Here is a 25,175-nt window from a genome sequence, read left to right as displayed (position 1 = left end):
CAGCACAATTCGGCAGGGGCGTCGATGCCCGCGACGACGAGGCAGCGATCACGGCCGAGTCTGATCCGGCGAATCGTCGGGCTGGTAGCCGAGTTTCACATCGTGCTCGACCTCGCCGCCCGCGACGGTGACCTGACTGGTGGCCGGTGGGTAACCGCGGGCGACGACCGTGTACCGCCCCTCGGAAAGATCACTGACGACGTAGCGGCCGTTCTCGTCGGTGCGTGCCGTCGCGGTGAGGTCGCCGGTCGCGTCCAGGATGCTGATCTGAGCGTCCGGGACCACTCGGCCGTCGTCGGTCACGGCCGAGCCGGTGAGTACGGCCATCGGGGCCAGCTCGATGTCGTGGCGGAGCAGACCGGTGTCGGGGACGGTGAGCGTGGTTGCGCTGGGTCGCATGTGCTCGGCCATCGCGACCACTGTGTAGGTGCCGGAGACGATGCCGTGGCAGGTGTACGCGCCGTCGGCGGCGCTGATGGCCGTGCCGACCACTTCGCCGCGCGGGTCGGTCAGGGTGACGGTCGCGCCGGGCAGCGGCGTGCCGCGACCGGCCGACCGGACCACCCCCGACAGCTCGCCGGAACCGAGCAGGGTGAGCTCGATGTGCTGCGCCTCGTGCCCGACCGCGACCGTGACGGCCGCGGGTTGGTGACCATTCGCCGAGACGATCAGCACGTAGCTGCCGGTCTCTGGCACGCCGATCAGGTAGCGGCCCTCGACATTTCCGGTCGCCCGGGACACCTGATGCCCGCGCTGGTCGATCAGCGTGAGCGCGGCGCCGGGCACCGGACGACCGTCTTCGCGACGGATGTGCCCGCCGATCGCGCGTTCGCCGTACTCGCCGAAGCCATCCGACGAGTCGAGCACGGTCACCGTGGAACTGGCTGCCGCCGTGGCGAACTGGTGCGAGCCGTTGCTGTGGTGCTCGACCGGGGCGGGCCTGCCGACGGCGCCTGCCAGCACCGGTTCCGGTTCCGAGAGCACCTGCGCGGCACCCTCCCAGACCTGATCCTCGTCCCAGCTCGACGCCACCACCGGCGGGGTTTTCCGCGCAGCCGCGGGTACCGGATCATCCTGCAGCGGAATCTCTTTCATCAACATCAGCACCAGGCAGGCCAGCAGCGCCACCCCGGCGGCGGCGTAGAACACGCCGTGCATGGCATCGGTGAAGCCGGTCAGGATCGGCACCTGCAACTGCTCGGGCAGGTCCGCGATGCCGCTGGTGTTGCTCTGCATGGCACTGAGTTGCTCGGGGCCGAAGCCGGGCGGCAATTCGCCGCCGAACGCGTCGATGATCTTGTGCGGCAACAGGTTGAACAGAATTGTCAAGAACACGGCGACACCGAGGGTGCCGCCCATCTGCCGGAAGAACGTCGCCGACGCGGTGGACACGCCCATGTCCGACCGCGGGCCAGCGTTCTGCGCCGCGATGATCAACGTCTGCATGCAGCCACCGAGGCCGAGCCCGATCACCGCGCCGTAGGCCAGCGGCTGCCACAGCGGGCTGTCGTAGTGCACCTGCGCGTACAGCGCCGCGCCCACCGCGATGATGAACGTGCCTGCCACCGGCAGGATCTTGTAGCGTCCGGTCTTCTTGGTGATCCGGCCCGCGAGTTGCGAGCCGATGGTGATGCCGAGCACCAGCGGCAACATCAGCAGGCCCGCCTTCGTCGGCGAAAACCCGCGCACCACTTGGAAGTACTGCGGAACCATGGTGATGGCGCCGAACATGGCGATGCCGACGATGAAGCCGCCCGCGATGGTGACGCTGAAGGTCGAACTCTTGAACAGCCGCAACGGAATCAGCGCCGCGTCCTTCATCAGGTACTCGACGAGCACGAACAGCAGCAAGCCGAGCACACCGATGCCGTAGCAGATCAACGCCCGGCGCGAGGTCCAACCCCAGTGTCTGCCTTGCTCGGCGACGACGAGCAGCGGCACCACACAGACCGCCAGCGCCACCGCGCCGAACCAGTCGATGCGATGATGCTGGCGCTGGTGCGGCACATTGAGCACCTTGGCGACCACGGTGAGGGCGAGCGCCCCGACCGGCACGTTCACCAGGAACACCCAGCGCCAGCCGTCGATGCCGCCGAGGGTGTCGTAGTCGGAGAAGAAGCCGCCGAGCACCGGGCCGAGCACGGTGGCCGTGCCGAAGACCATCATGAAATAGCCCTGGTAGCGCACCCGTTCGCGGGCGGGCACGATATCGCCGATGATGGTGAACGCCAACGACATCAAGCCACCAGCCCCGAGGCCCTGGAACGCCCGGAAGCCGGCCAGCTGATACATCGAGGTGGCGAAGGTACAGGCGACCGAGCCGATGATGAACAGCCCGATCGCCGTCAGGTAGAACGGTTTACGCCCGTAGATATCGGCGAGCTTGCCGTACAGCGGCGTGGTGATCGTCGCGGTGATCAGGTACGCCGTTGTGGCCCATGCCTGTTCATCGAATCCGTGCAAGCTGTTGGAGATCTTCACGATCGCCACGCTCACGATGTTCTGGTCGAGGGCGGCCAGGAACATGCCGAGTAGCAGGCCGGACAGGATGGTCATGATCTGCCGGTGCGACAGTGCGGTGCCCTCGACCGCGTCCCCCGGCGGCGCTGCCTGGGTGGTGGAATTCGTCATGTGCGCCCTTATTCTGGTCGGCTGTCTGCCATGTGCCACAAGCGAACTGCTCTGCCAACTGATCTCAGCGTGCAACAGGTCGGCGAGCCTACCGGTGCGCGGCGGACCGGCCAGCGGGCAAGGGGCCGCACCATTTTCACCAGCAGACTGCTTGACCTGCGCAACTAGTTGCTATTGCAAACAATACAGAGCCGCGTCGAGCGGATGCCACCGCGGGTGGGGTTCGCGAAAACCCACGCCGAGATAGCCGCTTGCTATGTAAGGTCTTTCGTGCCTCGCCCCATGCGAGGCGGTTCTGCGGCGCGGGCTGCGGCTCGACGGTCGCAGGCACCGATCCGGCGACAGGGGGAAGCAACGGATGTCACAGAACAGTCCCGCACCGAGCGGTGGCGGGTCGGCTGACTCCACCCACTTCTGGACAAAGGTCGGCGGGGCCGCGGGGGTGGTCGGCGTCGTGGTCGCGGTGATCTTCGGCGTCGTCGCCCAGTGCACGAGTTCGGACTCGCCGTCGACCTCGCCGACCTCATCGATCAACTCCCCTGGCCCCGGTCCCTCCGTGCTGCCGACTACCACCGCACCGCCGCCCCTCGCCTACCGGCAGAACCTGAAGCTGGCCAATGTCGAGGGTATCGACTTGGACACCGGGCAAGTCCACGATCAGAACGTGCTCGGCGTGGACATGAGCCCGTCCAGAACTGCCGACTCCCTCAATGCCATGACCCATGGCGCTGCGCGTTTCGCCATCCCGCGAGACGACGCGGGCAGCGGCCGCGACCGCTGCACGGCGATCCCACCGGCCGCTTGGACCAAAACCCTCGACAACATGTACCACCTGCCTGCCGGCAGTCACCTCTGCGTACAGACCGATCAGGGCAATGTCGCCGACCTCACGCTCACCCATATCCCTTCTGCCGGTGAGCAATACCTCGAATTCGACTTCACCACCTGGCGCACCGGGTAGGCCGTGCCCGGCGCACCAGGTCGAGATCGCCCGGTCCTCGGCCGGATTCAGTGGCCAGGTTCACACACTGCCCGCGTGTTGGCGAGGCAGTCGACCCCGATGTGGCATCGTGACCTGCAAGGTGTCAAGGGTGCTCGCCGGAATTCTGGGTATTCCGCGTAAGTCGTGTCCAGCGACGATGAGTAGCAACGCGGATGAAAGGAGACCGGAGTCGATGCTTTCCGGGCAAAGCGGGCGCACGAGCCTCCTTGGCGGGGGCGGTAGCAAGCCCCTCGACGCCGCGGTCTGGAACTGGCAGGACCTATCGGTGCTGCTGGTCGAGGACGATGAGGCCGATGCCCTGCTGGTCGAGGAGCTGATCGCCGACGGCGCGCCGGGTCTACCGGTGCGGTGGGTGCGGTCGGTCGCCGAGGCCAGGGAGCGACTGGCCGCCGGTCTACCCGACTGCGTGCTGCTCGACCTGCACCTGCCCGACGCCCAAGGACTCGAGGCACTGGCCAGGGTGCGCGAGTACACCGACCAGGTCGCGGTGGTAGTGCTGACCGGCCTCGATCAGGAGCAGATCGGCTTGGCCGCAGTCGCCGAAGGTGCCCAGGACTATCTGGTGAAGGGCCGCATCGAACCCGAGTTGTTCAGCCGCGCGGTGCGTTACGCGATCCAGCGAAAACAGGCCGAGCGCGCCGCCGCGGCGCTGCGGGCCAGCCAGATGCGCGCGCAGGAGAACGCCAGGCTCGAACGCGGCCTGCTGCCGACCCCGCTGCTGCGCGGCGAGCGCTCCGTCGACATCGTCGCGCGCTATCGCCCCGGCCGGGCCAATGCACTGCTCGGCGGCGACTTCTACGACGTGGTGCAACAGGCCGACGGCACCGTGCACGTGCTGATCGGCGACGTCGCGGGGCACGGCCCCGACGAGGCCGCGACCGGGGTGGCCCTGCGCCTGGCCTGGCGCACCCTGGTGCTCAGCGACATCTTCGGTCTTCGGCAGTTGCATCTGCTGGAGGAGGTGCTGCTGGCCGAGCGCACCGGCAAACAGACCTTCGCCACCCTGACCAGCCTGACCCTGCGACCGCACGATCACAGCGTCCTGGTCACCCGGGCCGGGCATCCCGGCATGCTGCTGCGCACCGGCTCGGCGGTGGACTGGGTCGAGGTGCCGGGCGGTCCGGCACTCGGCTTCCTGCCGGGCCGCGCCAACTGGTGCAGCCACGAGATCGCGCTGCCCGTCGACTCGGGCCTGATGCTGTTCACCGACGGCCTGTTCGAGGGCCACACCGACGCGGGTCAGGACCGGCTCGGCGAGGAGGGCCTGCTGGAGTTGGCTCGCACGGTCACCGCTGCCGAGCCCGCCGTGTTCGTCGACGAGTTGATCCGGCGCGCGGAGGAGCTCGCCGAGGCACACGGCGGTTTGGCCGACGACGTGGCGGTCATGTACTTGCAGTGGAATCACCGAAACCTGAATCAGGACAATCGATGACGACGTCTTCCAGAAACCGGTCGCTGGCCGGTCGGCTGACCGTGCAGGGCTGGTTCATGCTGGTCTTGGCGCTCATGGTGATCTTGGTGATCGCCGGCGCCGTGATCGGGGCGCAGCTGCTCACGAAGACCAACAACGTCGCCGACCGACTGGTGGACCGGCTACATCCCGCCGCCGCGGAGACCTACCGGCTGCAAAGTGCGCTGCTCAGCCAGGAAACCGGCATTCGCGGCTACGCGATCGGCGCCGATGCCCAGTTCCTCGCCCCGTATTTCGACGGAAAGCAGGACGAGGCCCGAGCCGCGGGCCGGATCCGCGAGCTGCTCGCCGACCGTCCACAACTGCTCGCCGATCTCGACGCGGTCGAGCGTGCCGCCGACGAATGGCGCACCGGTTACGCCGAACCGCTGGTCGCCAGGGTCTCCATTGGCAGCGCGGTCGACGCCGCCTCGTCGACGCGCGGTAAAACGACGTTCGACCATATCCGCGCGCTGTTCGCCACGCAGAACGCCGACCTCACCGCCGCCGTCGACCGGGACAGCGCGGAGTTGGCACGTACCAGGAACGTTCGCGATACGGCGTTGGGCGCTATGGTCGCCGCCTTCCTGCTGGCCGCGGTGGCGCTGACCATCCTGGTGCGCAAGCTGGTGGCCCGCCCGCTCGACGATCTGGAGGCGGCATCCCTGCGCGTCGCCAACGGCGACTTCGACCATCACATCACCGCGCGCGGACCCGCCGATCTCGCCACCGTCGCGGAGGCGGTGGAGGGCATGCGCCGCCGGGTCGTCGCCGAGCTGGCGTCCTCCCGGGTCCAGGAGGCGGCGCTGGCCGAGCAGACCACCGAGCTGGACGCGCAGACGGTGGAGCTGCGCCGCTCCAATGCCGAACTCGAGCAGTTCGCCTACGTGGCCTCACACGATCTACAGGAGCCGCTGCGCAAGGTCGCAGCGTTTTGTCAGCTGCTGGAAAAGCGTTACGGCGACCAACTCGACGAGCGCGCGATCCAATACATCGCCTACGCGGTGGACGGCGCCAAGCGCATGCAGGTGCTGATCAACGACCTGCTCACCTTCTCCCGGGTCGGTCGCGTCATCGACGGCAACATACCGATCGGTCTTGATCAGACCCTGGACAAGGCGATGACCAACCTCGCGGCGGCGGCCGAGGACACCGATCTGCGGCTGGAACGTCCCGATGAGCTGCCCGAGATCACCGGCGACCCGACGCTGCTGACCATGCTGTGGCAGAACCTGATCGGCAACGCGATCAAGTTCCGCGCACCCGACCGGTCGCCGGTGGTCCGGCTCGATTGTGCCCCGGACGGCGACACCGGTGGCTGGCGATTCTCGGTGTCCGACAATGGGATCGGCATTCCGCCGGAGTTCGCCGAGAAGGTGTTCGTGATCTTCCAACGGCTGCACAGCCGGGAGGAATACACCGGCACCGGCATCGGGCTCGCGCTGTGCAAGAAGATCGTCGAACACCATGGCGGCAAGATCTGGCTCGATACCGAGTACACCGAGGGCACCCGCTTCTGGTTCACCTTGAACTCCCCCGTCGTTCCGGAGAAAACCAGCGCGCCGGACGAAACCAGCTCCCTGGGCGAGAGCAGTTCCTCGGACGAAACCGGCCCGCTTGGCGAATCCGCCCCTTCCGGCGAAACTATCCTGCCGGGCGAAATCAGCCCGTCGAGCCAGCCTGTCTCCCCCTGATCCAGTCTGTCCCCCTGACCCAGCCTGTCTCGCCCCTGACACAGCACCGACCCGCGCAAGGAGATCCCTCTTGACGACCCCCGGCCAGCCCATCGACATCCTGCTCGTGGAGGACGACCCCGGCGACGAACTGATGACCAGGGAGGCCTTCGAGGACAACAAGATCGGCAACACCCTGCACGTCGCCCACGACGGCCAGGAGGCGCTCGACTTCCTCTACCGGCAGGGTGCCTACGCGGACGCGCCGCGGCCGGATCTCATCCTGCTCGACCTGAACCTACCGAAATACGACGGTCGCCAGATTCTCGAGCGGATCAAGGCCGATCCGGAGCTAACGCACATCCCAGTGGTCGTGCTGACCACCTCGGCGGCCGAGGAAGACATCCTGCGCAGCTACAAACTGCACGCCAACGCCTATGTGACGAAGCCGGTGGACCTGGACCAGTTCGTCACGGCCATCAAGCACATCGACGACTTCTTCGTCCAGGTCGTCCGGCTCCCTCGGCAGCGCTGAGCTACCTCCGCGACCTCAGGCCGGGCGGCGCGGTTGCTCCACGGCGAGCGCGTCGTCCACGCTGTTGAACACGCTGAGCAGCTTGTCCAGCCCGGTCACCTCGATCGGCCGACGCACCGGGGTCGACGCCACCACCCGCAGCTGGCCCTGCGGCACCGCCTCGGCGGCGACGAGCAGGACGCTCAGCCCGGCGGAGCCGAAGAACTCCACCTGGGACAGATCCACCACGAGCGTCGCGGGCCGATCGAGCAGCGCCTCGTCCACCGCCGACTGGAATCGCGGCGCGGAGGCCATGTCGATCTCGCCGGTGATGGAAAGAATTCGGATCGAATCTACCGACCGCACTTCGGCTTCCAGTTCCCTGGCCTTCCCGTCGGCGCTCATCGGGCACCCACCCGAATACCCACGCCGCCGAGCACTACGTCCTCTCGGCTCGACCGACCCGAGCTCGCTCCACCAAACCGGTTGCCTGGCATCGCCACTTCGCTACCTCCGACGCGTCGACCCTCCGCCCGCCTGAGCACGGGCCGGAGATGATCCATCGCGTAAAACTACCGTAGGCCGACCCCCGATGCCGCGCCCGCCTCGGCTAGCGGCGCGACTGAGAATTTCGCGGCGAACAGGACTAAGCGGTCATCTGTCGCGGCGATCATGGGGCGCACCTGGGCAGACTCGTCCGGCAATACGCCACGCACGGGTCGCCGAGATCGGTTTCAAGGATGGCAGCAACCGATCAGCGCACTCGGGCGGGCCGTCGATCCTCGGCGAAGTCGAGCTCGAGCGTGACGGGGATGACATCGACCTCGAGCGCCTCGCGCAGCCGGGTCACCGCGTGGCCGAGAATTCTGCGCCGCAATTGGGCTATGTCGGCGGTGGGTTCCGCGGTGACCACCAGGTGCAGTTCGGGCGCGGTGCGCTCGCCGGACAACCAGGCGGACGCCGTCCGTACGCCCTCGTAACTTTCGATATCGGTGGCGACCGGGTCCGCGGCCGTCGACGATTCCAGAATGGTGGTCCCCGCCCATTCGGTGCCGCCGGTACGCCAGGTCACCGACTTGGGCATCCGGAACACCTGCGCCAGCAACCAGCGAAGGCACAGCAGGCCGAGCAGCACGGCGACGGCGACCGCGGCCCACAGCACCCAGGTGGGCGGGGCGGCGGTGCCGGGGACGAGGGTGTCGTCCGACCGCACCCAGCGCAGCCGCCCGTAATGCGCGGCGATGGCCAGGACGCCCGCGGCGAGCAGCAGCAGTCCGGTGAGCCCGAGCATGGTCCGGTTCAATGCGGCCGGGCGGTTGGTTCGGCTCATCCTGTCTCTCCTGTCTTCGGTCCGCGCAACTTGGCTCGAACCCGGCGCACCGGCTGCGGGCCGATCTCCTGGACCCGGCGGGTGAGCGTCTCGCAGATGGCTTCGGGCAGGCCGTCGGATCCGGCCCGGTCGGTCCGAGCGGATACCTTGACCGCTTTGCGGCGCACCTTGATTCGCGCCGCGCTGACGCCGTCCACCGTGCCCGCGGTGCTGCGCAGCGCCGAGCGCAGCCCGCCGCGCGTCACGCCCGCCGATATTCCGTCGTCGGCGGCGAGCGGCAACACCGCCGCCCGGCCCGGCCACAGCGCCAACGCCAGCAGTACGAACCCGAGCGCCGCGGCGGCCACACCAACGACGAGCACCGGCATGTCGTGCCAGGTCAGCCCGTGCAGGTTGGTGGCGACGGTGTCATAGGAGAGGTACTCCCGCGCACCGACCAGACGCTGGATCAGCGACACCGCCACCGCCACGCAGACGGCGAGCACCAGCACGGCGACCACGATCGCCGGGATCGCCCGGCGCGGTCGGCGAATCACCGCACCCTCCTTCCGGTTTCGGTGTCGGTGGTCAACGCGGCCACCACGATGTCGATCCCGGTCACCGCCAGGCCGGTCAGCTCGCGGGTCCGACGGGCCAGGTGCGCGCGGCACGCCTCGGTCACCCGGCCGACCGGTGCGGGGTACCGGATCGGCAGCCGGACATCCAGTGCGGTCCGGTCCGCGAAGACCTCGGCGTCCACCTGCACATCGGCACCAACGCCGGCCACTTCACGGGCGGCCTGCGCGACGATCCGCCGGACCGCGCGCGGCGCGAAGGTGGTGACGCCGGGGTACTCGTCGGCGATCACGGCGGTGGTCATCGCCTGCCCTTGCGCTGTGCCGATTGGAGCAGTCCGGCCAGATCGAGCTCGCCGTCCAACCAACGGCCGACCAGCAGGCCGAGCACGGCGAACAGCAGCACGATGGTGAAGGCGCCGAATCCGCCGAACGCACCGGCGAATCCGAGTGCGAGCCCGACCGCGAGGCAGATCGCTGTGGCACTCATCTACTGCACCCGGCTGCTCGGCGCGGGTTCGTCGTCGTCGCCGGGGATGTACACGTCGTTGACGTTGATGTTCACCTCGACGACGGACAACCCGGTCATCTGCTCGATCGCGTTGATCACATTGCGCCGCACCGCCCGCGCCAATTCGGCGATGGCGACGCCGTATTCGACGACGAGCTCGAGATCGACGGCGGCCTGGGTCTCGCCCACCTCGACCGAAACCCCCTGGCCGATACTGGCGGACGCGCCGGGGATGCGGTCGCGGATGGCGCCGAACGCCCGCGCCGCGCCGCCGCCGAGATCGTGCACGCCGCGCACCTCGCGCGCCGCGAGACCGGCCACCTTCTGCACGACGATATCGGCGATCGTGGTGGTGCCCTGCTCGCTGACCAGCTTGCTGTCCTTCTCGGACGGCTTCTCCGATGCCGAGGATGTCCTACTCGGCTGAGCCTTGTTGTCGGTTGTCTTCTCGGTGGTCGTCGCGCTCATTGCTCCTCCTGTTTTCCCTTGGGGTACAGCGGATATCGGGCTTCATACAGATCGACACCGAGTCCGGCCCGATCGTCACGGGCCACAGGGTGTGAGCTAGGTAACTCCTTCCTCCTTGCCGAAGGCCGCTGAGTCGAGTTCGGCGACGACCAGGCGCAGGCGGGCATCGGACCAATCGGTGCCGGTCAACGCGGTACGCACGGCCGCCGTGGCCTTCTCCAGCAGCGGCGCCAACGGCAGCTGGCCCGCCGCGACCCGCACCTCGACCCGGCCGTGCCCGAGATCGACCGAGAAACCCCGTGGGTCCCACGGCCACCAGGCCGGGCTCTCCGCGCCGAGCGGCGTCGCGGGGCGGATGCCGTCGATCGTGTCCAGCGCCCCGAGAATCAAAGCGATGACCTCAGAACTCACGTTCGCTCCGGTTCGATATCGAGAATGGACACCGACACCTCGTCGACCGTCTGCCCGGTCTGTTCGAACACCACCCGCGAAACCTCCTCTTGCACTGCGTGACCGACCGCCGCTGCCACGCGGTCGGCCGAAATAACCACGTCCACTTGCACACTCAGCGCGCCCGAGGCGCTTCTGCGCACTCGCACGCCCTCCGACGGCGCGGGGTCGGCAACCGTCAGCCGCTGCTTGCCCACCCGCACCAAGGCCGAGACCAGCCCGCGCACACCGGGTTCCAGCCGCACCACGCCCGGCGTCGCGCACGCTGCCTGTGCGGCGACCGCGGCGACGACGGGGGTTTCGATCACCACATCGGAGACAGCATCGGTCGTCATCGTGGCGCTTCTCCCGTTTCGTGGTAGATATCGGCGACGATCAGATCCAGCGCCACCAGCGTGAGTCCGATCTGGGCATCGACTGCGGCGGTGACCCGTTCACGCACGATGGGCAACGCATCGCCGATCGTGGTGTGCCCGAACCGGATAGCGACCGCCAGCTCCACCTCGACCTGGGCCGCCCCGTCCTGGCCCAGCCCGACGCTGCGCACCCGGCAGTTCCTGGCCCGCACGCCGGGCACCGAATCGGCGGCGTAGCGCAACACCGTCGCGACGGCCTGCTCGCTCACCTCGACCGTGCCCGGCAACGGCGTCGGCAGGCTCAGCGTCCGGCCGCGGCGTGCCTCGGCGCGCACCGCGGACATGATGCGCATGGTCAGATCGGGGGGCGCCGGTTCCGGCTCGTCGATCAGCTCCTTGGTCGCCGCGCGCAGCGCATGCAGGCTGTCGCGGGCGGACCGGCAGTGCGGGCAGGTCTTCTCGTGTTCGTCGCCGAGCCCCGCCTCGACCGCGTCGAGCCGATCCCAGACATGTTCGATCTCGCGGCCGCAGGGCAGCCGGTAGTCCTGTTCTGTCGTTCCGTTCACCGCCATGGTTTCATCACCTCGGACAAGTGGGCTCGCGCCCGGGCTATGCGGCCGCGCACCGCCGTCGCATTCACTTCGACGATGTCACCGATCTCCTCGTAGGACAGCCCGTGCACCTCGCGCAGCAGCCAGCAGGCGCGCTGTTCGGGCGTGAGCAGCTGCAGCGCCGCGTTGAGCGCCTCCAATTGCGTGCTCACCTGCACCGCATGCTCGGGCTGGAGGTCCGAGCGGGACGATTCTTTGGTGTCCGGGTCGACCTCGGCCGTGGGCCGACGGGCCCGGATCATGTTCAAACAGCGGTTGGTTGTCATGCGATAGAGCCAGCCGACAAAGGCGCCGTCCTCGTTGAGCTGTGGGAGACGGCGCCAGGCGCCGAGAAATACTTCCTGGACGACGTCCTCGGCGTCCGAGCGGTCGGCGAGCATCTTGACCGCGAGACGAAACATCTGCGCCTGATAGCGCAGTACTAGCTGCTCGTAGGCCCTTACGTCGCCGTCCCGAGCCCTGCTCACCAGGGTCGCATCGTCCGGCGCGGTCTCGGCAACCGTTTCTGTCGTGGTCACAGCACCTCCTCCACCGCTCATCACGTAGACACCGTGGATCGGAAAGCGTCACTGCCAGTATGACGTGATCGTTGTCTCAGTGGTTGCTGCGTGCGCTCCGGTGCAGCCACGTGTCCTTACGACATGCACATCCGACCCGGATGCGCCTCAACACAGCGGAGGATTCGATGTCTCTGAGCGACAAGATCGGCAACAAGGTCGACGAGTTCGGCGGCAAGGCCAAGGAGGCCGCGGGCAACGCGACCGGTGACGACGACCTGCGCGCCGAGGGCAAGGCGGACCAGGTCGAGTCCGCAGTCAAGGGCGCGGTGGACAACGTCAAGGACGCCATCGGTGACGCGGTGGATAAGGCCAAGGGCGCACTGGGCAAGTAGCCCGTTCCGCGCGGCGTGCGGCCGCTGACTCGGCCGCACGCCGCCCGGCTCGAACAGGGGTAGGACAGTGACGGATCATCGACCGACCAGAATCGCCGGGATCGAGCCGGGCACCGCGGTGCTGGCCTCGGCCACGTGCCTGGCATTGACCATCGGCGTAGCCGCCCTGACGCAGTCGGTCGCCGCGACCGTCGCCGCCTGCGCCAGCATTGTGGCGGGACTGGTAATCGTGCTGATCATCTTGCCGCGCCAGACCTGATGCACTGCGCGGCCTGACGAGCCTGTTGCGAGCCGCACCGTTGCGGCCGAACACGCAGGCAACATTCACCATTGAAGTCACCTGACATTGCGTGCCCTCCGGATTTCCGGTCGCACCAGCACTCGATCAGGGAATATCAGCCTTTTGCCGCAGCGGTGTTCGAGCGTTCCAGCGCCTCTTCGATCGCGGCGATGGCGTCGACGGGGGTGCGATTCTGCCCCTGACTGTTCTGTCCCAGCTGCGGCCAGCCGTTGCCGTGGATGCCGTGCAGCTGGATCCAGATTTCGCGAGTCTTGTCCAGCAGCTCGCGCTGTTCCATTTCATTCAATGCGGACATGAATTCCTCCTCTATTGCGACGCCGCATGCCGCGGCGAAATCCTGGGGCGACAGGCCGTTGGCGGCGTTCATGTCGCAATTGCCGAACGGCGGGCAGCCCTCGGGCAGGCCGCCACCCCAGCCCTGACCGTCGGTGTACTGATGCGCGATCTGGCCGGGCAAGTTCGGGTCGCTGCCGTAGCCGGCGCCCACCATTCGCAGGCCCTCCGGGCGGTCGGGCCACATGGTGAAGAAATCGCCTCGGTTGGCGTAGGCGATTACGCGCCGCCGGTCACCGAGCCATTCGGCCACATTCCAGTACGCCGCGTTGATGCCGCCGGATTGATCGCCGCCGGGATTTCCGCCCGATTCGACGTCGATCATCGTGATCATCCGCGGGTGCGGACCACCCATCCGCGCGACCATCTCGCGGTGCGTGTCCACCGTCTCCAGCCAGTTCGGCCGCCAGTAGAAGTAGACGATGAAGCACGCCAAACGGCCGGAATCGACTGCCCGGCAAGCCCATTCGTAGTTCGCGGCGAAGTTCGGATCGCGAAACGTGCCGTCGTTGGAGCGGAAGCTCAAGATTCCGAACGGATAGGAATCGTCGACCGGCGATTGAAAATATGACACGTCTGCGAAAAGACTGTCGACCATGTGATCTCCCTCGATTTCGTCTGCCCGAAATATCCCCCGAGTCGTCGACGCCCTCCCCGGTCCCCGTCGACTCGACGCCGTGAGACGTCGGTGAAACGCGGGTGAAGGGCGGGGGCCGGAGACTCTTCGCGGTAAGCGAGAAACGTCCGGCGCCCGTTCAGCGCGACGGATCAATGCTGTGGCCGACCGGCCCGCCGCGGAAGGCGCCGGTCTGATCAGCGAACCGGGCGTTCCATTTGTCGGACCACGAGCGATAAGGACCACGTGCTCGGTTCGTTGCGTTATCTGCATGGGAGGACAGAGAGTGAGCGAAGCGACGATCGAAAGAGCGGCCATGGGGGGCCGCGGCGTGCTCGAGGGGGCATTTGCCCTGTTGGAGGTGCTCGCGCACGGTGACGAACTGGGTTTGACCCAGCTGGCGTCGGACGCAGGGTTGCCGAAGGCCACGGCCTACCGGCTGCTCAATCAGTTGGTCGTGGAGGGAGCGGTGCAACGCCGCAGCGGCCGCTATCAGATCGGACCCCGGGTGTTCCGGCTCGGGCAGACGTGGCAACCCGCGCGGTTGTTGCGGGCCGCCTCGGCCCGACCGCTGGGGCAGCTGACGGCGGCGACGGATCGGGGTGGTTTCAGCCTGTCGGTGACCGATCGGGGGCACACGATGCTGATCGGCGGTATCGGGCGCGAGATCGATGAGATCTTTCCGCTGCGGGCCGGGGTGCTGCTGCCGCCCGGTACCGCCGCCGAGCAGGCCCTGGCCGTCGGCCGGGCCGATCCCACCCCACCCGAGGGGTTTTCGGCCCGAGAGTGGAACCGCCGACTCGCCGTGACGCGGGAAAGGGGACTCGCTTACGACACCGACCTGAGCCGATTCGGCCTGGCCTGTGTCGCGGCGCCGGTGCGCGGGCCCGCCGGTGAGGTCGTGGCCGCGCTGGCGGCAACGGTGGTCGAGTTGCCGCGGGTCCCGGCGGTGGCCGAGGCGGTACTGCGGGCGGCGGGCTTGGTGAGCGCCAATCTCACCAGGATCTTGCGGTCACAGGGAGTGATCTCGCTCTAACGGGGAGCCGTCAGGGTGTCGTCCAGGCAGTGGGACGACACCCCGACGGCTTGCCCGGTACTCGGTACTCGCGGGCGGCCTCGGCGTCTGATCAGGAGCGCGGGATGCCGCCGCACCAGATTCGGGCGATGGCGCGGGTGGCGCGGATGTCGGCCAGCGGGTCGCCGTCGAGCAGGACGAGGTCGGCGCGCCTGCCTGGCGCGATCGCGCCGCGGTCGGACAGGCCGAAGTGCTTGGCGGGCAATGATGTTGCGGCGCGTAGGGCGTCCACCGGCGGCAGGCCCGCGGTGACGAGCAGTTCCAACTCGCGGTGCAGTGACTCGCCGTGCGGCGGCTGGCACGGGATACCCGGTGTGGCGTTGGCGTCGGTGCCCGCCAGGATTTCGACACCGGCGGCCTGTAGCGCGGCGACGGTGGCCAGACAATCGGCGAACCCCAGAACACCCAAAGCCGTTGCTGTGCCCTGCATCATGACGAGGGTGGGTGCGGCGACGCGGCCCTCGGCGGCCATCCGGCGCACCTCTTCGGCCGGTAGCTGCCCATCCATCGGCACGTGCGTGACGACATCGGCGCCAACGTCCGAGGCGAGCGCGTACGCGCCAAGCGAGGCCGCGTGGGCGACGGTTCGGAGCCCGCGCGCGTGCGCCGCCGCGACCACCGCTTTGGCGGCGGCGGCATCGGGCCCGCCCTTGCCGGGCGCTTCCAGCATGATCTTGATGTAATCCGAGCCTGCCGCGGCGCGCTCGGCGACCATTGCCTCGGCCTCCTCCGGGCCGCGGATGATGGCGTGTTCGGCCATGCCGGGAATCTGCGCGTGCATACCGCCCGCACCGATGATCGGCGTGCCCGCGCTACGAATGTCGGTGGTGCCCAGCTGGTTTCGCAGCGCGGCGAGTTTTTCGGGCGGCCAGATGGTCATGTCGAGCGCGGTGGTGACGCCGTGCGCGGCGAGTTGGTCCAGCGATTCCGGGCCGTGCAGGTGCACGTGGGCGTCGATGAGGCCGGGCAGCAGGACCGCGCCGTGGCCGTCGATGGTGTTGTCGGCGCCGCCGGGATCGGTACCGAGCACCGCCCCGTCGATCACCACCGTCGTCGGATCGGTGAGGCCGTTGCCGTCGAAGACGCGAACGTTGTGCAGGGCGGTCTTACCGGCTGCTGGGGAATCGACAGTCACGCAAACCTCCGGTGCGGTTGTCATGCCGAAGCGGGGCGCCGCCGCCCCGCTAGTGCACGTTAGCCCCTTCCAGCGATCCGGGCACCCGTCACAGGACGGAACAGATGCACTGCGCCTGGATTCGTGACCTACGGTTGATTGACTCGGTGCGTGCGGAGAGGTTTGCCGCCGAGGAACGGGCACGCGCTCGCCGTCCCCCGGTGGCCGGTGCGGCGGCACAGCACACCTTCGGACTCGACTGTGACTCCGGTCGCAGGACTTTTCGATGCGTGCTCGGCGTGTGATCTACTGCTGAGAGGGCACCATCCGGAGTATGACATGCACAGGACGGGTAGTTATGAGTTGGGCCGAAAGCGTGCCGCTGCGGGCCGAGACCCTGCGGGAACTCGGCTCCCACCTTGCCACGCCGAGCTATGACCGGTCTGGAATCGCCACCGGCATAGTGCATTTCGGTGTCGGCGGGTTTCACCGCGCGCATCAGGCAATGTATATCGATCAACTGCTCGAGCTCGGCGGCGCCCGCGAGTGGGGCATCTGCGGGGTCGGCGTGCTGCCCGGCGACCAGCGGATGCGCGATGTGCTGAGGGCGCAGGACGGGCTGTACACCTTGTCGGTGCTGGCATCGGACGGCAGCTGGACCACCCGCGTGATCGGCTCGATCGTCGAATACCTGTACGCACCGGACGACCCCGAGGCGGTGCTGGCGAAGCTGGCCGATCCGGGCACCCGGATCGTCTCGCTCACCGTCACCGAGGGCGGCTACCACTTCTCGGCGACCACCGGCACATTCGACGCCGACGATCCGGACATCCGGGCCGATCTCGCGCCGAATGCGGTGCCCGCCACCATTTTCGGCCTGATCACCGAGGCGCTGGCGCGGCGACGGGCGCGCGGTGTCGCGCCGTTCACCGTGCTGTCGTGCGACAACATCGAGGGCAACGGACACGTCGCGCACGCGACGTTCAGCGCGTTCGCCCGGCTGCGCGACCGCGAACTCGGCGACTGGATAGCTCGGGAGGTGCGGTTCCCGAACTCGATGGTGGACCGGATCACGCCGGTGACACCGCCCGAGGCGACGGCCGAGGTCGCGCGGCGGTACGGCGTGACCGACCGGTGGCCGGTGGTGACGGAACCGTTCGCACAGTGGGTGCTGGAGGATTCGTTCACCCTCGGCCGACCGGATTACGGCGCGGTCGGTGTCCAGCTGGTCGATGATGTCGCGCCCTACGAACTGATGAAGCTGCGCCTGCTGAACGCGAGCCACCAGGCACTGGCGTACTTCGGGTACCTCAGCGGCTATCGGCTCGTGCACGACGCGGCTAAGGATCCGGTGTTCCGCCGATTCCTGTTGCGGTACATGGACATCGAGGCGACGCCGACCTTGCGACCGGTGCCCGGCGTCGATCTCGAGCAGTACAAGCACACGCTGATCGAGCGGTTCGCCAACCCGGCGATCGGCGACACCGTGGCGCGGCTGTGCGCGGACACCTCGGATCGAATACCGAAATGGGTGCTGCCGGTGATCCGGCAACGGCTGGCCGAAGACGGTGAGACCACCTGCGCGGCAGCGGTTGTCGCGAGCTGGGCGCGCTACGCCGATGGCATCGATGAACAGGGTGAGCCGATCGAGGTCGTGGACCGGCTGCGCGACCGGCTGGTCCCGCTGGCCCGCCGGCAACGCGACGACCGCACCGCATTCCTCAGTGAGCGTTCGGTTTTCGGTGACCTGATCGATGAGCCACGGTTCGTGAGCGCCTATGTCGCTGCGCTGGATTCGTTGTACGCCAAGGGTGCCCGCGCCACCGTCGCGGACCTGGCGGGGTAGACCGGAGCCCTGCTCGCGGTGGCGTCGAATCCGCCGAGTGCGGAGCCTAAAGAGGCATGACCCGGGTGACCGCGCGCGTTTCCTCGGCGACGGTGAACCAGATATCGAGGGCCGAGCCCGCCCGGTGGGCGACCAGCTCGACCTGATCGCCGGACTTCAGCGGCTTGGCGTACTCGATGACGGCCCGATGCGCGCCCGACTTCAGGTCGTCGTGGTCGGCGAGGACTTCCTCGACGCCGCTCAGATAGACGGCGTTGTTGACGTGGTCCAGCAGATCGATATCGGTGACGCGCAGCGGGAAGGGGCGCACGTGGACTTCGGGCGAGTCGATGGACGGTGCCGGGTCGGTGAGGGCGGCCTTCCAGCGGAGCCGGTGTTCGGTGGTGCTGGCCAGCATCGGCTCCATGAAGCGGTCGCTCATCCGCGCGGGTACGCCGGATTCGGTGCCGAAATGGATCAGGAAGGCCTCGGTCTCCACCAGCCCGCCGCTGCTGCCGCTGATCTGGACGCGCATATTGCACCAGCGGTTGGACAGTCCGGAGCACCAGCGGCGCAGGGTGACCCGCTCACCGAACTGGATCGGCTTCAGCACGTCGATCACCGTGCGGCGCACCACCCAGCCACGGTGGCTGTCGCCGTCCTCGACGGCGTCCAAGTGCTCGAACCCGATATCTTGCAGGTAGCGGGCGATGGCGTCGAGCCGAAGGCGTTGGTCGCCGTCGGTGTCGGCGAGACGTACCGGCCACCCCGTTTCGAACGGGGTTCCGGCGGTCGGACGTTCCGGCAGCACGCTGGGAATGACCATGCCTCGGATACTGCCAGGTCATGATCACTGCTCGCGCGTCGGCACGCTCGGAGTGTCGCGCATCGCACAGGAGGGTCCAGTTCATCCCGCCACTCGGTCGAGGCCAATTCGGCCCCGAAGGCGGCGCGGACGGTGGGCGGGCTTGAACAAACCTGCTGCGCTAGGCACCCGACGTACTTGCGGTTGACTCTGACACCGTGTCAGGGCATTGGCTGAAGCCATGCACGCATACATCGGTTCCGTCCCGTACTGCTACAGCAATTCGCTAGCCATGATCTTGGGTGATCAGGCACCCCCGGTGGGGGTGATCGAAACGTTGACCGGCGCACCGTTCGGCGCGCAGGTGGAAGACGACACACTGCCGTTCTTCGATCCCGTCGGGTGGCATCCCGAGATCGGCCTGGACGCCGCCATCGACCTGATCGGATGGTCGTGCACGCGCACCGAGGGCGGGTCCGCGACCGAAGCGCTCGACCGGTTGCGCACCGCCTGCGCGCAGGGGCCGGTGTTGGCCGGGCCGGTGGAGTTGGGGCTGATGCTATATCGCCCGAGTGCCGGAAAGGCCGTCGGCGCAGATCATTACGTCGTCGTGCTCGGCGTCGAGGACGACACGGTGCTGCTGCACGATCCGCAGGGGTATCCCTTCGCGACGCTGCCGACGGCGGCCTTCGCCGACTCCTGGCGCGCCGAGGAGGTCAGCTACATCGATACACCGTTCGTCATGCGTTCGGCGTTCGTGCGCGACCGCGTCGTCGCCCCGGTCGACGCACTGGAATCGTCGATGCCGCAAGCCATTCGCTGGCTGAGCGGCGCTTCCGCCGCCATCGGCGAGCTCGCCGAGATGGCCGGGCGGGGACTCGATCCGGCGGCCCGGAACTTATTGGCCATCTTCGGTATTCGGCTCGGCAGCCGCCGCTTGATCGACGCCGCGGCGAATCTGACCATGCTCGGCCGCACCGAGGCCGCCGCCGTCGCCGCCGAGCAATCCCGCATGATCGGCGGTTTGCAGTATCCACTCGTTACCGGAGACGACGCGGCGCTGATCGCCGGGCTGAACCGGCTCGCCCCCGGTTACGACCGACTCCGTGCCGCGCTGGAAGCCTAACTCCGAGCGCTCACGTCTGGCGGCAGGTCGGTTTCCCACCGGATGCCACTGAACAGCGAGGGCGGGGCGCCGAACATGCGGCGGCACACTCGGGTCAGGTGCGCGCTGTCGGCGAAGCCCGCGCGGTGGGCGACCGCGGTCAGGGAGTGACCGGCGGCGAGCAACTCGACGGCTCGCTGGACGCGGAGCCACCGCACGTAAGCGCGGAAGGGCAGACCGAGTTCCGCCGAGAATACGTGCGTCAGGCGACTTTCCGAGAGATGAACTTCGCGAGCCAGGTCATGGAGACGGATGGGGCCGTTGTCGAGACGGGCGGGCACCGTCCGGAGTACATGTGCGACTGCGGGATGAAGCCGGGCGGTCACCGAATGGCCGGTGCCGTCCGGGCTTTCGGACGGTGACGCATCGTGCAACCACGCGTCCGGGTCGAGCGCCAGGGTCGCGCGCACCCAGGCGCGTACCCTGTCCTGCACTCGGCTCGGATCCGCACCGTCGTCGTCTCGAAACCATTCCCCCGCAATGGTTTCGGACGATGCACCAGCGCCGCACAACCACGTGCTTTCGGTATCCAGACCTAGTTCCTCGGCCGCACCCACCCATCCGGCGGCCGCATCGCGCGGCCGCGGTATGCCGCTGAGAACAGCCCCGGCGACCGACTCGGGATCGAAGTGGACCAGCAGACCATCCGCCGCGCCCCGAACAACCGCGTGCGGCACGTTCGGCGGAATAACGGCTGCGCGACAAACCACTTCGTGCCCGAAACCATCGCCGAGCGCGACCTCACCACTACGACCGACGAGCACCTGCACGGTGTGGTGTGCGTGCAGCTCGGCCGTACCGATCGCCCCCGCCAGCACCAGCAGACTGGGTCGCACCACGGCAACGCCTCGCCACCTGGGCGTGTCTACCGCGTCGTCGCCAGCCATGCCCTAAGTGTCACTCCCCAGGCCAGGCCCCGACGCACGCGGTCTCCCCTCGGGCGCATGCGCAGACGCTCCTGTACCGGAAAAGCCCCGAGGCGCGACGGGTCGCAAGCCTCGGGGCTCTTCACGGCACAGCCGAGCGGGTTACTTCTTGCCGCGTTCGCGCTTCTCCCGGACGCGCACCGAGATGCGTACCGGGGAACCATCGAAGTTGAATTCCTCGCGGAGCCTGCGTTCCAGGAAGCGGCGGTAGCTCGCCTCCAGGAAGCCGGTGGTGAACAGGACGAACGTCGGCGGTCGGGTGGTCGCCTGGGTGGCGAACATGATGCGGGGCAGGCGACCACCGCGCATCGGCGGCGGGGTGGCCGCGACCACTTCCTTGAGCCAGGTGTTCAGGCGGCCGGTCGAGATGCGCTTGTCCCACGACTCGAGTGCCGTTTCCATCGCGGGCACCAGCTTCTGCACCGCGCGGCCGGTGTGCGCGGAGATGTTCACCCGCTGTGCCCACGGCACGCGGACCAGGTCGCGATCGACCTCGCGGTCGAGTTGCAGGCGGCGGTCCTCGTCGACCAGGTCCCACTTGTTGAAGGCCAGCACGAGCGCGCGACCGGAATCGGCGACCATGCTGATCACCCGCAAGTCCTGTTCGGTGATCGGCTGCGAGGCGTCGATCAGCATGATCGCGACCTCGGAGGCCTCCAGCGCCGCCTTGGTGCGCAGCGAAGCGTAGAACTCGGTGCCGCTGGCGTTGGACACCTTGCGGCGCAGACCGGCGGTGTCGACGAATTTCCAGATCTTGCCGCCGAGTTCGACGAGCGAGTCGACCGGGTCGACGGTGGTGCCCGCGACATCGTGCACGACCGAACGCTCGTCGTCGGCCAGCTTGTTCAACAGGCTGGACTTGCCGACGTTGGGCTTGCCGACCAGTGCGACGCGACGCGGGCCGGTGCCGCCGGTACCCTCGCGCGGTGTCTCCGGCAGCACGGCGAGCACGTCGTCGAGCAGGTCGCCGGTGCCGCGGCCGTGTGCGGCGCTGACCATGCGCGGTTCGCCGAGACCGAGCGACCACAGCGCGGCGGCTTCGGATTCGACGCGCTGGTCGTCGACCTTGTTGGCGACCAGGATGACCGGAACCTTGGAGCGGCGCAGCATTTTCACCGCGGCCTCGTCGGTCGCGGTGGCGCCGACGACGGCGTCGACCACGAGCAGGATCGCGTCGGCGGTCTGCATGGCCAGCTCGGCCTGCCTGGCCACCGACTGCTGCAAGCCCTTGGCGTCGGGCTCCCAGCCGCCGGTGTCCTGTACGAGGAAACGACGACCGGCCCAGTTGGCCTCGTAGGAGACCCGGTCGCGGGTCACGCCAGGAACGTCCTCGACGACGGCCTCGCGGCGGCCGAGGATCCGGTTCACCAGGGTCGACTTGCCGACGTTCGGGCGGCCGACGACCGCCAGTGTCGGCATGGCGAGGTGTTCTTCCCCGTCGAACTCGCCGTCGAGATCGGTGAGCTCCCAATCGGTTTCGTCACTCCAGATGCCGTCACCGGCGATAACGTCTTCCGTCACTGGGAACCTCCCGTCCTGGTCGTCGAAATCTGCTGCGCGACAACGCGGTACAGCTCGTCGATGACCTCATCCATGTTCAGGTCGCTGGTGTCGACCAGCACCGCGTCGTCGGCCGGACGCAGTGGGGACACCTTGCGGGTGGAATCGAGGTTGTCGCGCCGCTGCACATCGGCGAGCACGGCCTCGTAGTCGTCGCCGCGGCCTTCGGCGATGTTCTGCTGATTGCGCCGATGGGCGCGGGCCTCGGCCGAGGCGGTCAGATAGATCTTGGCGTCCGCGGCGGGCAGCACAACGGTGCCGATGTCGCGTCCCTCGACCACGATGCGCTGTGCGGCCGTGGTGATCTCGCGTTGCAGCGCGACGAGCAGGTCACGGACCTCCGCCACCGCGGAGACCGCGGAAACGGCCTTGGTGACGGCGTCGCCGCGGATCTCCGACGACACGTCCTCACCGTCGAGCTGGATCACCTCACGGCGCGGGTCGGTGCCGATGGACAGTGGCAGCTCCTTGACCGCCGCGGCGATGGCGGCGGCGTCGGTCAGCTCGATGCCCGCACGGAGCACGCGCAGCGTCGCGACCCGGTACATCGCGCCGGTGTCCAGGTAGCGGGCGCCGAGCCGGGTGGCAAGGCGACGCGAGACGCTGGACTTTCCGGTGCCGGACGGGCCGTCCATGGCGACAACGAGCGGACTCGTTCCCGACAACTGGCGCGGGGCCTCGACCGGAATCTCCACACCCATCACAACGACACCGCCTCGTAGAGTTTGCCGATTTCACCGCGACCGAGCACGCGCAGCGTGCCGGGCCGTTGGTCGCCGAGCGCGACCGGACCGATATTGGTGCGCACCAGCCGGGTCACCGGATGGCCGACCGCGTCGAGCAGCCTGCGCACGATGTGCTTGCGCCCTTCGTGCAACACCAGTTTCACCAGGGAACGTCCCTGGCCCAGTTCGAGCACCTGGAAGCTGTCGACCTTCGCGGGGCCGTCCTCCAGCTCGATGCCGTCCTTGAGCTTCTTGCCGATCGACTTGTGCACCTCACCGTTGACCGTCGCCAGGTAGGTCTTGGAGACCGCGTAGGACGGGTGCATGAGCCGGTGCGCCAGGTCGCCGTCGTTGGTGAGCAGCAGCAGGCCCTCGGTGTCCGCGTCGAGACGACCCACGTGGAACAGCCGCTGACCGGCGGCGATGCGCTCGGCGACAATGTCACCGACGCACGGGCGACCGAGATCGTCGGACATGGTGGACTGCCAGCCCTTCGGCTTGTTCAGCACCACGTGCACCAGTTCCTCGCGCACCATCACGCGGGTACCGTCCACCCGGACCACGGCGGTCTGCGGGTCGATGCGCAGGCCCTGTTCGACCACGATGGCGCCATCGACCTCGACGCGGCCCTGCGCGATCATCTCCTCGGCGGCGCGCCGCGACGCGACACCGGCCTTGGCGAGGACCTTCTGCAAACGCTCGCCCTCGCCCCACGGCATCTTGACGTGGCCCGCGGCGGCGGGCGGTTCGACGTGCTGACGCTTGGCGGGCTTGGCGTTGCTGAGCTGCGGGGCCGAATGCGTCTGACGCTGCGGCTTGGGGTTCTTCTTCTTGCCGGTCGGCGCGGACTGGGTCGCCCGGCGCACCGGGATGCCGCCTTGGGCGGGCCCGCGGCCGGTGGAGCCGCCCTGCGCGGGACCGCGCCCGGTGGTGCCGCCTGGCGAGCCCGCCCGAGATGCGCTGCCGCCCTGCGGGTTACCGCGGTATTCGTTGCTGCCTTGGCTGCCGCCGCCGCGGTATGAGTTTCCGCCCTGCGCGGATCCGCCCTCGGTACGCCCGCGATACGCGTTGCCACCGGTACCGGCTTCACTACGGCTGCGATAGCTGTTGCCGCCCTGGGCGGAGCCGCCTTCGGTACGGCCGCGATACGCGTTGCCACCGGTACCGGCTTCACTACGAGGGCGATAGCTGTTGCCGCTCTGCGCGGAGCCGCTTTCCGAGCGGCCACGATAGGAGCTACCACCCTGCGCGGAGCCACTGTCGCTACGGCCGCGATACGCGCTGCCGCCCTCGGTGCGGTCGCGATAGCCGCCGCCCTGTCCAGCGCTGCCGCGATACGCGTTGCCGCCCTGGGCATTTCCGCGCTGGGCGGGTCCGCGCTGGTTGTCTGATTGTGCGGTGCCGCGGTAGCCGCCTTCACCACGCGAAGCGCCGCGCGCGGTCCCCCGTCGATCCGCGTCTCGGGCTGCTCCGCCCCTGGTCGGGGGCTGGTCGCTGCGTTTCCTGCGATCCGGTGTGCCATCTCGGCGAGCGGAAGTATTCATTTTGTCCTGTCAATCCTCGCTGCCGAGGTCCAAGTCGGCCTCAGCGGGTTTTTTCAGCCTGGTGTAACGGGGGTCCGTATCCAGGCTCTCGTTGATCTCATCGATCAGGTCGACGCCCGGGAGCAGGGGCGCCAGTGGCGGCAAGTCGGTCAGCGACGCGAGTCCGATCCGTTCCAGGAACAGCTCGGTCGTGCAATACATCGTCCCGTTGGTTTCCGGGTCGACGCCTGCCTCGGCGATCAAGCCCCGGGCCAGCAGCGTGCGCATCACCCCATCGACATTCACGCCGCGCACCGCGCTGACCCTGGTCCGGGTCACCGGCTGACGGTATGCCACCACCGCCAGAGTTTCCAAAGCCGCCCGCGTCAATTTGGTGCGAGCGCCATCGAGCAGCACCCGTTCCACATATGGCGCGTACTCGCTGCGAGTATAGAAGCGCCAGCCGTCCCCGACGAAACGCAGATCGATCCCGCTACCGCGCGCGGACAGTTCCGCGGACAACTGACGCAGCACCTCGTCCACCCGCTCGGTGGTGTCGTCCAGCGCCGCCGCCAGCTGCTCTACCGGGGCCGGAGCGTCGACAACGAGCAGCATCGCTTCCAACGCGGAGCGGAATTCGTCGTCATCCAGGGGCTCCGGGGTGAACTCCGACACTGTGTTGTCGGCAACTGGTGTCGCGTCGTAGGTGGTGGGGTTGGGAGCGTCGGTTCCTGGAGTCGGGGCGTCAGCGCTCGAGGTCGGGG

General features: G+C 68.2%; 27 protein-coding genes and 1 pseudogene. 9 read left to right on the top strand and 19 right to left on the bottom strand.

The features are described from left to right. Positions 1-48 precede the first annotated feature (48 nt). Positions 49-2,631, bottom strand: a complete 2,583-nt coding sequence (locus tag KV110_RS13335) for an MFS transporter (RefSeq protein WP_218476329.1) — start codon at positions 2,629-2,631, stop codon at positions 49-51. A gap of 358 nt (positions 2,632-2,989) precedes the next feature. Between KV110_RS13335 and KV110_RS13330 the strand changes: the two genes are divergently transcribed. The 4 genes from KV110_RS13330 to KV110_RS13315 all read left to right on the top strand — a co-directional run bounded on the left by KV110_RS13330 (position 2,990) and on the right by KV110_RS13315 (position 7,292). Next, on the top strand, positions 2,990-3,592 hold the full coding sequence (locus KV110_RS13330; protein WP_218476327.1) for a hypothetical protein: 603 nt from the start codon (positions 2,990-2,992) through the stop codon (positions 3,590-3,592). 214 nt (positions 3,593-3,806) lie between these two features. Next, positions 3,807-5,066, top strand: coding sequence for a PP2C family protein-serine/threonine phosphatase (locus tag KV110_RS13325; protein ID WP_218476326.1), 1,260 nt, complete (start codon positions 3,807-3,809; stop codon positions 5,064-5,066). Continuing rightward, positions 5,063-6,778, top strand: coding sequence for a sensor histidine kinase (locus KV110_RS13320; RefSeq protein WP_218476324.1), 1,716 nt, complete (start codon positions 5,063-5,065; stop codon positions 6,776-6,778). The genes KV110_RS13325 and KV110_RS13320 overlap by 4 nt, the downstream gene beginning before the upstream one ends. Before the next feature lie 70 nt (positions 6,779-6,848). After that, entirely contained in the window at positions 6,849-7,292 is a 444-nt protein-coding gene (locus KV110_RS13315) for a response regulator (RefSeq protein WP_218476322.1), read from the top strand. A 15-nt stretch (positions 7,293-7,307) separates the two neighbouring features. Here the strand turns inward: KV110_RS13315 and KV110_RS13310 are convergent, their stop codons facing one another. The 10 genes from KV110_RS13310 to KV110_RS13265 all read right to left on the bottom strand — a co-directional run bounded on the left by KV110_RS13310 (position 7,308) and on the right by KV110_RS13265 (position 12,069). Next, positions 7,308-7,676 (bottom strand): STAS domain-containing protein, encoded by a 369-nt coding sequence (locus KV110_RS13310; protein ID WP_218476321.1) that lies wholly within the window; start codon positions 7,674-7,676, stop codon positions 7,308-7,310. A 349-nt stretch (positions 7,677-8,025) separates the two neighbouring features. Beyond that, positions 8,026-8,601: an alkaline shock response membrane anchor protein AmaP gene (locus KV110_RS13305; RefSeq protein WP_218476319.1), complete on the bottom strand. Its 576-nt coding sequence runs from the start codon at positions 8,599-8,601 to the stop codon at positions 8,026-8,028. After that, positions 8,598-9,137 (bottom strand): DUF6286 domain-containing protein, encoded by a 540-nt coding sequence (locus KV110_RS13300; RefSeq protein ID WP_218476318.1) that lies wholly within the window; start codon positions 9,135-9,137, stop codon positions 8,598-8,600. Before KV110_RS13300 ends, KV110_RS13305 begins: the two co-directional genes overlap by 4 nt. Beyond that, positions 9,134-9,460, bottom strand: coding sequence for an Asp23/Gls24 family envelope stress response protein (locus tag KV110_RS13295; RefSeq protein WP_218476316.1), 327 nt, complete (start codon positions 9,458-9,460; stop codon positions 9,134-9,136). The genes KV110_RS13300 and KV110_RS13295 overlap by 4 nt, the downstream gene beginning before the upstream one ends. Beyond that, positions 9,457-9,645, bottom strand: a complete 189-nt coding sequence (locus KV110_RS13290) for a hypothetical protein (RefSeq protein ID WP_218476315.1) — start codon at positions 9,643-9,645, stop codon at positions 9,457-9,459. Before KV110_RS13290 ends, KV110_RS13295 begins: the two co-directional genes overlap by 4 nt. Beyond that, entirely contained in the window at positions 9,646-10,134 is a 489-nt protein-coding gene (locus KV110_RS13285; RefSeq protein ID WP_218476313.1) for an Asp23/Gls24 family envelope stress response protein, read from the bottom strand. It abuts the gene before it with no gap. Positions 10,135-10,230: 96 nt separating this feature from the next. Beyond that, positions 10,231-10,545 carry a hypothetical protein gene (locus KV110_RS13280; RefSeq protein WP_218476311.1) on the bottom strand — a complete coding sequence of 105 codons (315 nt, stop codon included), beginning with the start codon at positions 10,543-10,545 and terminating at the stop codon, positions 10,231-10,233. Then, positions 10,542-10,919: an Asp23/Gls24 family envelope stress response protein gene (locus tag KV110_RS13275; RefSeq protein WP_218476309.1), complete on the bottom strand. Its 378-nt coding sequence runs from the start codon at positions 10,917-10,919 to the stop codon at positions 10,542-10,544. Before KV110_RS13275 ends, KV110_RS13280 begins: the two co-directional genes overlap by 4 nt. After that, positions 10,916-11,512, bottom strand: a complete 597-nt coding sequence (locus KV110_RS13270; RefSeq protein ID WP_218476308.1) for an Asp23/Gls24 family envelope stress response protein — start codon at positions 11,510-11,512, stop codon at positions 10,916-10,918. Before KV110_RS13270 ends, KV110_RS13275 begins: the two co-directional genes overlap by 4 nt. Then, positions 11,503-12,069 (bottom strand): RNA polymerase sigma factor, encoded by a 567-nt coding sequence (locus KV110_RS13265; RefSeq protein WP_218476306.1) that lies wholly within the window; start codon positions 12,067-12,069, stop codon positions 11,503-11,505. Before KV110_RS13265 ends, KV110_RS13270 begins: the two co-directional genes overlap by 10 nt. Positions 12,070-12,236: 167 nt before the next feature. Between KV110_RS13265 and KV110_RS13260 the strand changes: the two genes are divergently transcribed. Both KV110_RS13260 and KV110_RS13255 read left to right on the top strand, forming a co-directional pair. After that, positions 12,237-12,443, top strand: coding sequence for a CsbD family protein (locus tag KV110_RS13260; RefSeq protein WP_218476305.1), 207 nt, complete (start codon positions 12,237-12,239; stop codon positions 12,441-12,443). Between the two features lie 67 nt (positions 12,444-12,510). After that, a complete protein-coding gene (locus KV110_RS13255) occupies positions 12,511-12,702 on the top strand; it encodes a hypothetical protein (RefSeq protein ID WP_218476303.1) in 192 nt (63 codons plus the stop codon). Between the two features lie 136 nt (positions 12,703-12,838). On the opposite strand, the gene KV110_RS13250 is transcribed toward KV110_RS13255, so the two are convergent. After that, positions 12,839-13,675, bottom strand: coding sequence for a hypothetical protein (locus tag KV110_RS13250; protein WP_218476301.1), 837 nt, complete (start codon positions 13,673-13,675; stop codon positions 12,839-12,841). Positions 13,676-13,979: 304 nt separating this feature from the next. On the opposite strand from KV110_RS13250, the gene KV110_RS13245 reads away from it, so the two are divergent. Continuing rightward, positions 13,980-14,729, top strand: a complete 750-nt coding sequence (locus KV110_RS13245; protein ID WP_218476300.1) for a helix-turn-helix domain-containing protein — start codon at positions 13,980-13,982, stop codon at positions 14,727-14,729. 91 nt (positions 14,730-14,820) lie between these two features. Here KV110_RS13245 and KV110_RS13240 read toward each other — a convergent pair whose 3' ends face one another. Further along, positions 14,821-15,903, bottom strand: a complete 1,083-nt coding sequence (locus KV110_RS13240) for an amidohydrolase family protein (RefSeq protein ID WP_218476298.1) — start codon at positions 15,901-15,903, stop codon at positions 14,821-14,823. 355 nt (positions 15,904-16,258) lie between these two features. On the opposite strand from KV110_RS13240, the gene KV110_RS13235 reads away from it, so the two are divergent. Beyond that, complete coding sequence (locus KV110_RS13235) at positions 16,259-17,728, top strand: mannitol dehydrogenase family protein (RefSeq protein ID WP_454189820.1); 1,470 nt, start codon at positions 16,259-16,261, stop codon at positions 17,726-17,728. Between the two features lie 46 nt (positions 17,729-17,774). Here KV110_RS13235 and KV110_RS13230 read toward each other — a convergent pair whose 3' ends face one another. Next, complete coding sequence (locus KV110_RS13230) at positions 17,775-18,533, bottom strand: acyl-[acyl-carrier-protein] thioesterase (RefSeq protein ID WP_218476295.1); 759 nt, start codon at positions 18,531-18,533, stop codon at positions 17,775-17,777. A 220-nt stretch (positions 18,534-18,753) separates the two neighbouring features. On the opposite strand from KV110_RS13230, the gene KV110_RS13225 reads away from it, so the two are divergent. After that, complete coding sequence (locus KV110_RS13225) at positions 18,754-19,638, top strand: hypothetical protein (RefSeq protein WP_218476293.1); 885 nt, start codon at positions 18,754-18,756, stop codon at positions 19,636-19,638. Here the strand turns inward: KV110_RS13225 and KV110_RS13220 are convergent. The 5 genes and pseudogenes from KV110_RS13220 to scpB form a co-directional block, all read right to left on the bottom strand. Then, on the bottom strand, positions 19,635-20,516 hold the full coding sequence (locus tag KV110_RS13220; RefSeq protein WP_218476291.1) for a helix-turn-helix transcriptional regulator: 882 nt from the start codon (positions 20,514-20,516) through the stop codon (positions 19,635-19,637). The genes KV110_RS13225 and KV110_RS13220 overlap by 4 nt on opposite strands. A gap of 189 nt (positions 20,517-20,705) precedes the next feature. Then, on the bottom strand, positions 20,706-22,124 hold the full coding sequence (gene der / locus KV110_RS13215) for a ribosome biogenesis GTPase Der (protein ID WP_218476289.1): 1,419 nt from the start codon (positions 22,122-22,124) through the stop codon (positions 20,706-20,708). Continuing rightward, positions 22,121-22,864, bottom strand: coding sequence for a (d)CMP kinase (gene cmk / locus KV110_RS13210; protein WP_218476287.1), 744 nt, complete (start codon positions 22,862-22,864; stop codon positions 22,121-22,123). The genes der and cmk overlap by 4 nt, the downstream gene beginning before the upstream one ends. Then, positions 22,864-23,724: pseudogene (locus KV110_RS41415) on the bottom strand (pseudouridine synthase); the annotation flags it as partial. The pseudogene KV110_RS41415 and the gene cmk, both read right to left, overlap by 1 nt. A 717-nt stretch (positions 23,725-24,441) precedes the next feature. Further along, positions 24,442-25,086, bottom strand: coding sequence for an SMC-Scp complex subunit ScpB (gene scpB / locus KV110_RS13200; protein ID WP_218478434.1), 645 nt, complete (start codon positions 25,084-25,086; stop codon positions 24,442-24,444). Positions 25,087-25,175: the final 89 nt, after the last annotated feature.

The organism is Nocardia iowensis (assembly GCF_019222765.1).
In the GTDB taxonomy this organism is placed as follows: Bacteria; Actinomycetota; Actinomycetes; order Mycobacteriales; family Mycobacteriaceae; genus Nocardia; species Nocardia iowensis.
The sequence above is the reverse complement of the archived record's forward strand: the minus strand, read 5'-3'. Positions and strand labels throughout refer to the sequence as shown.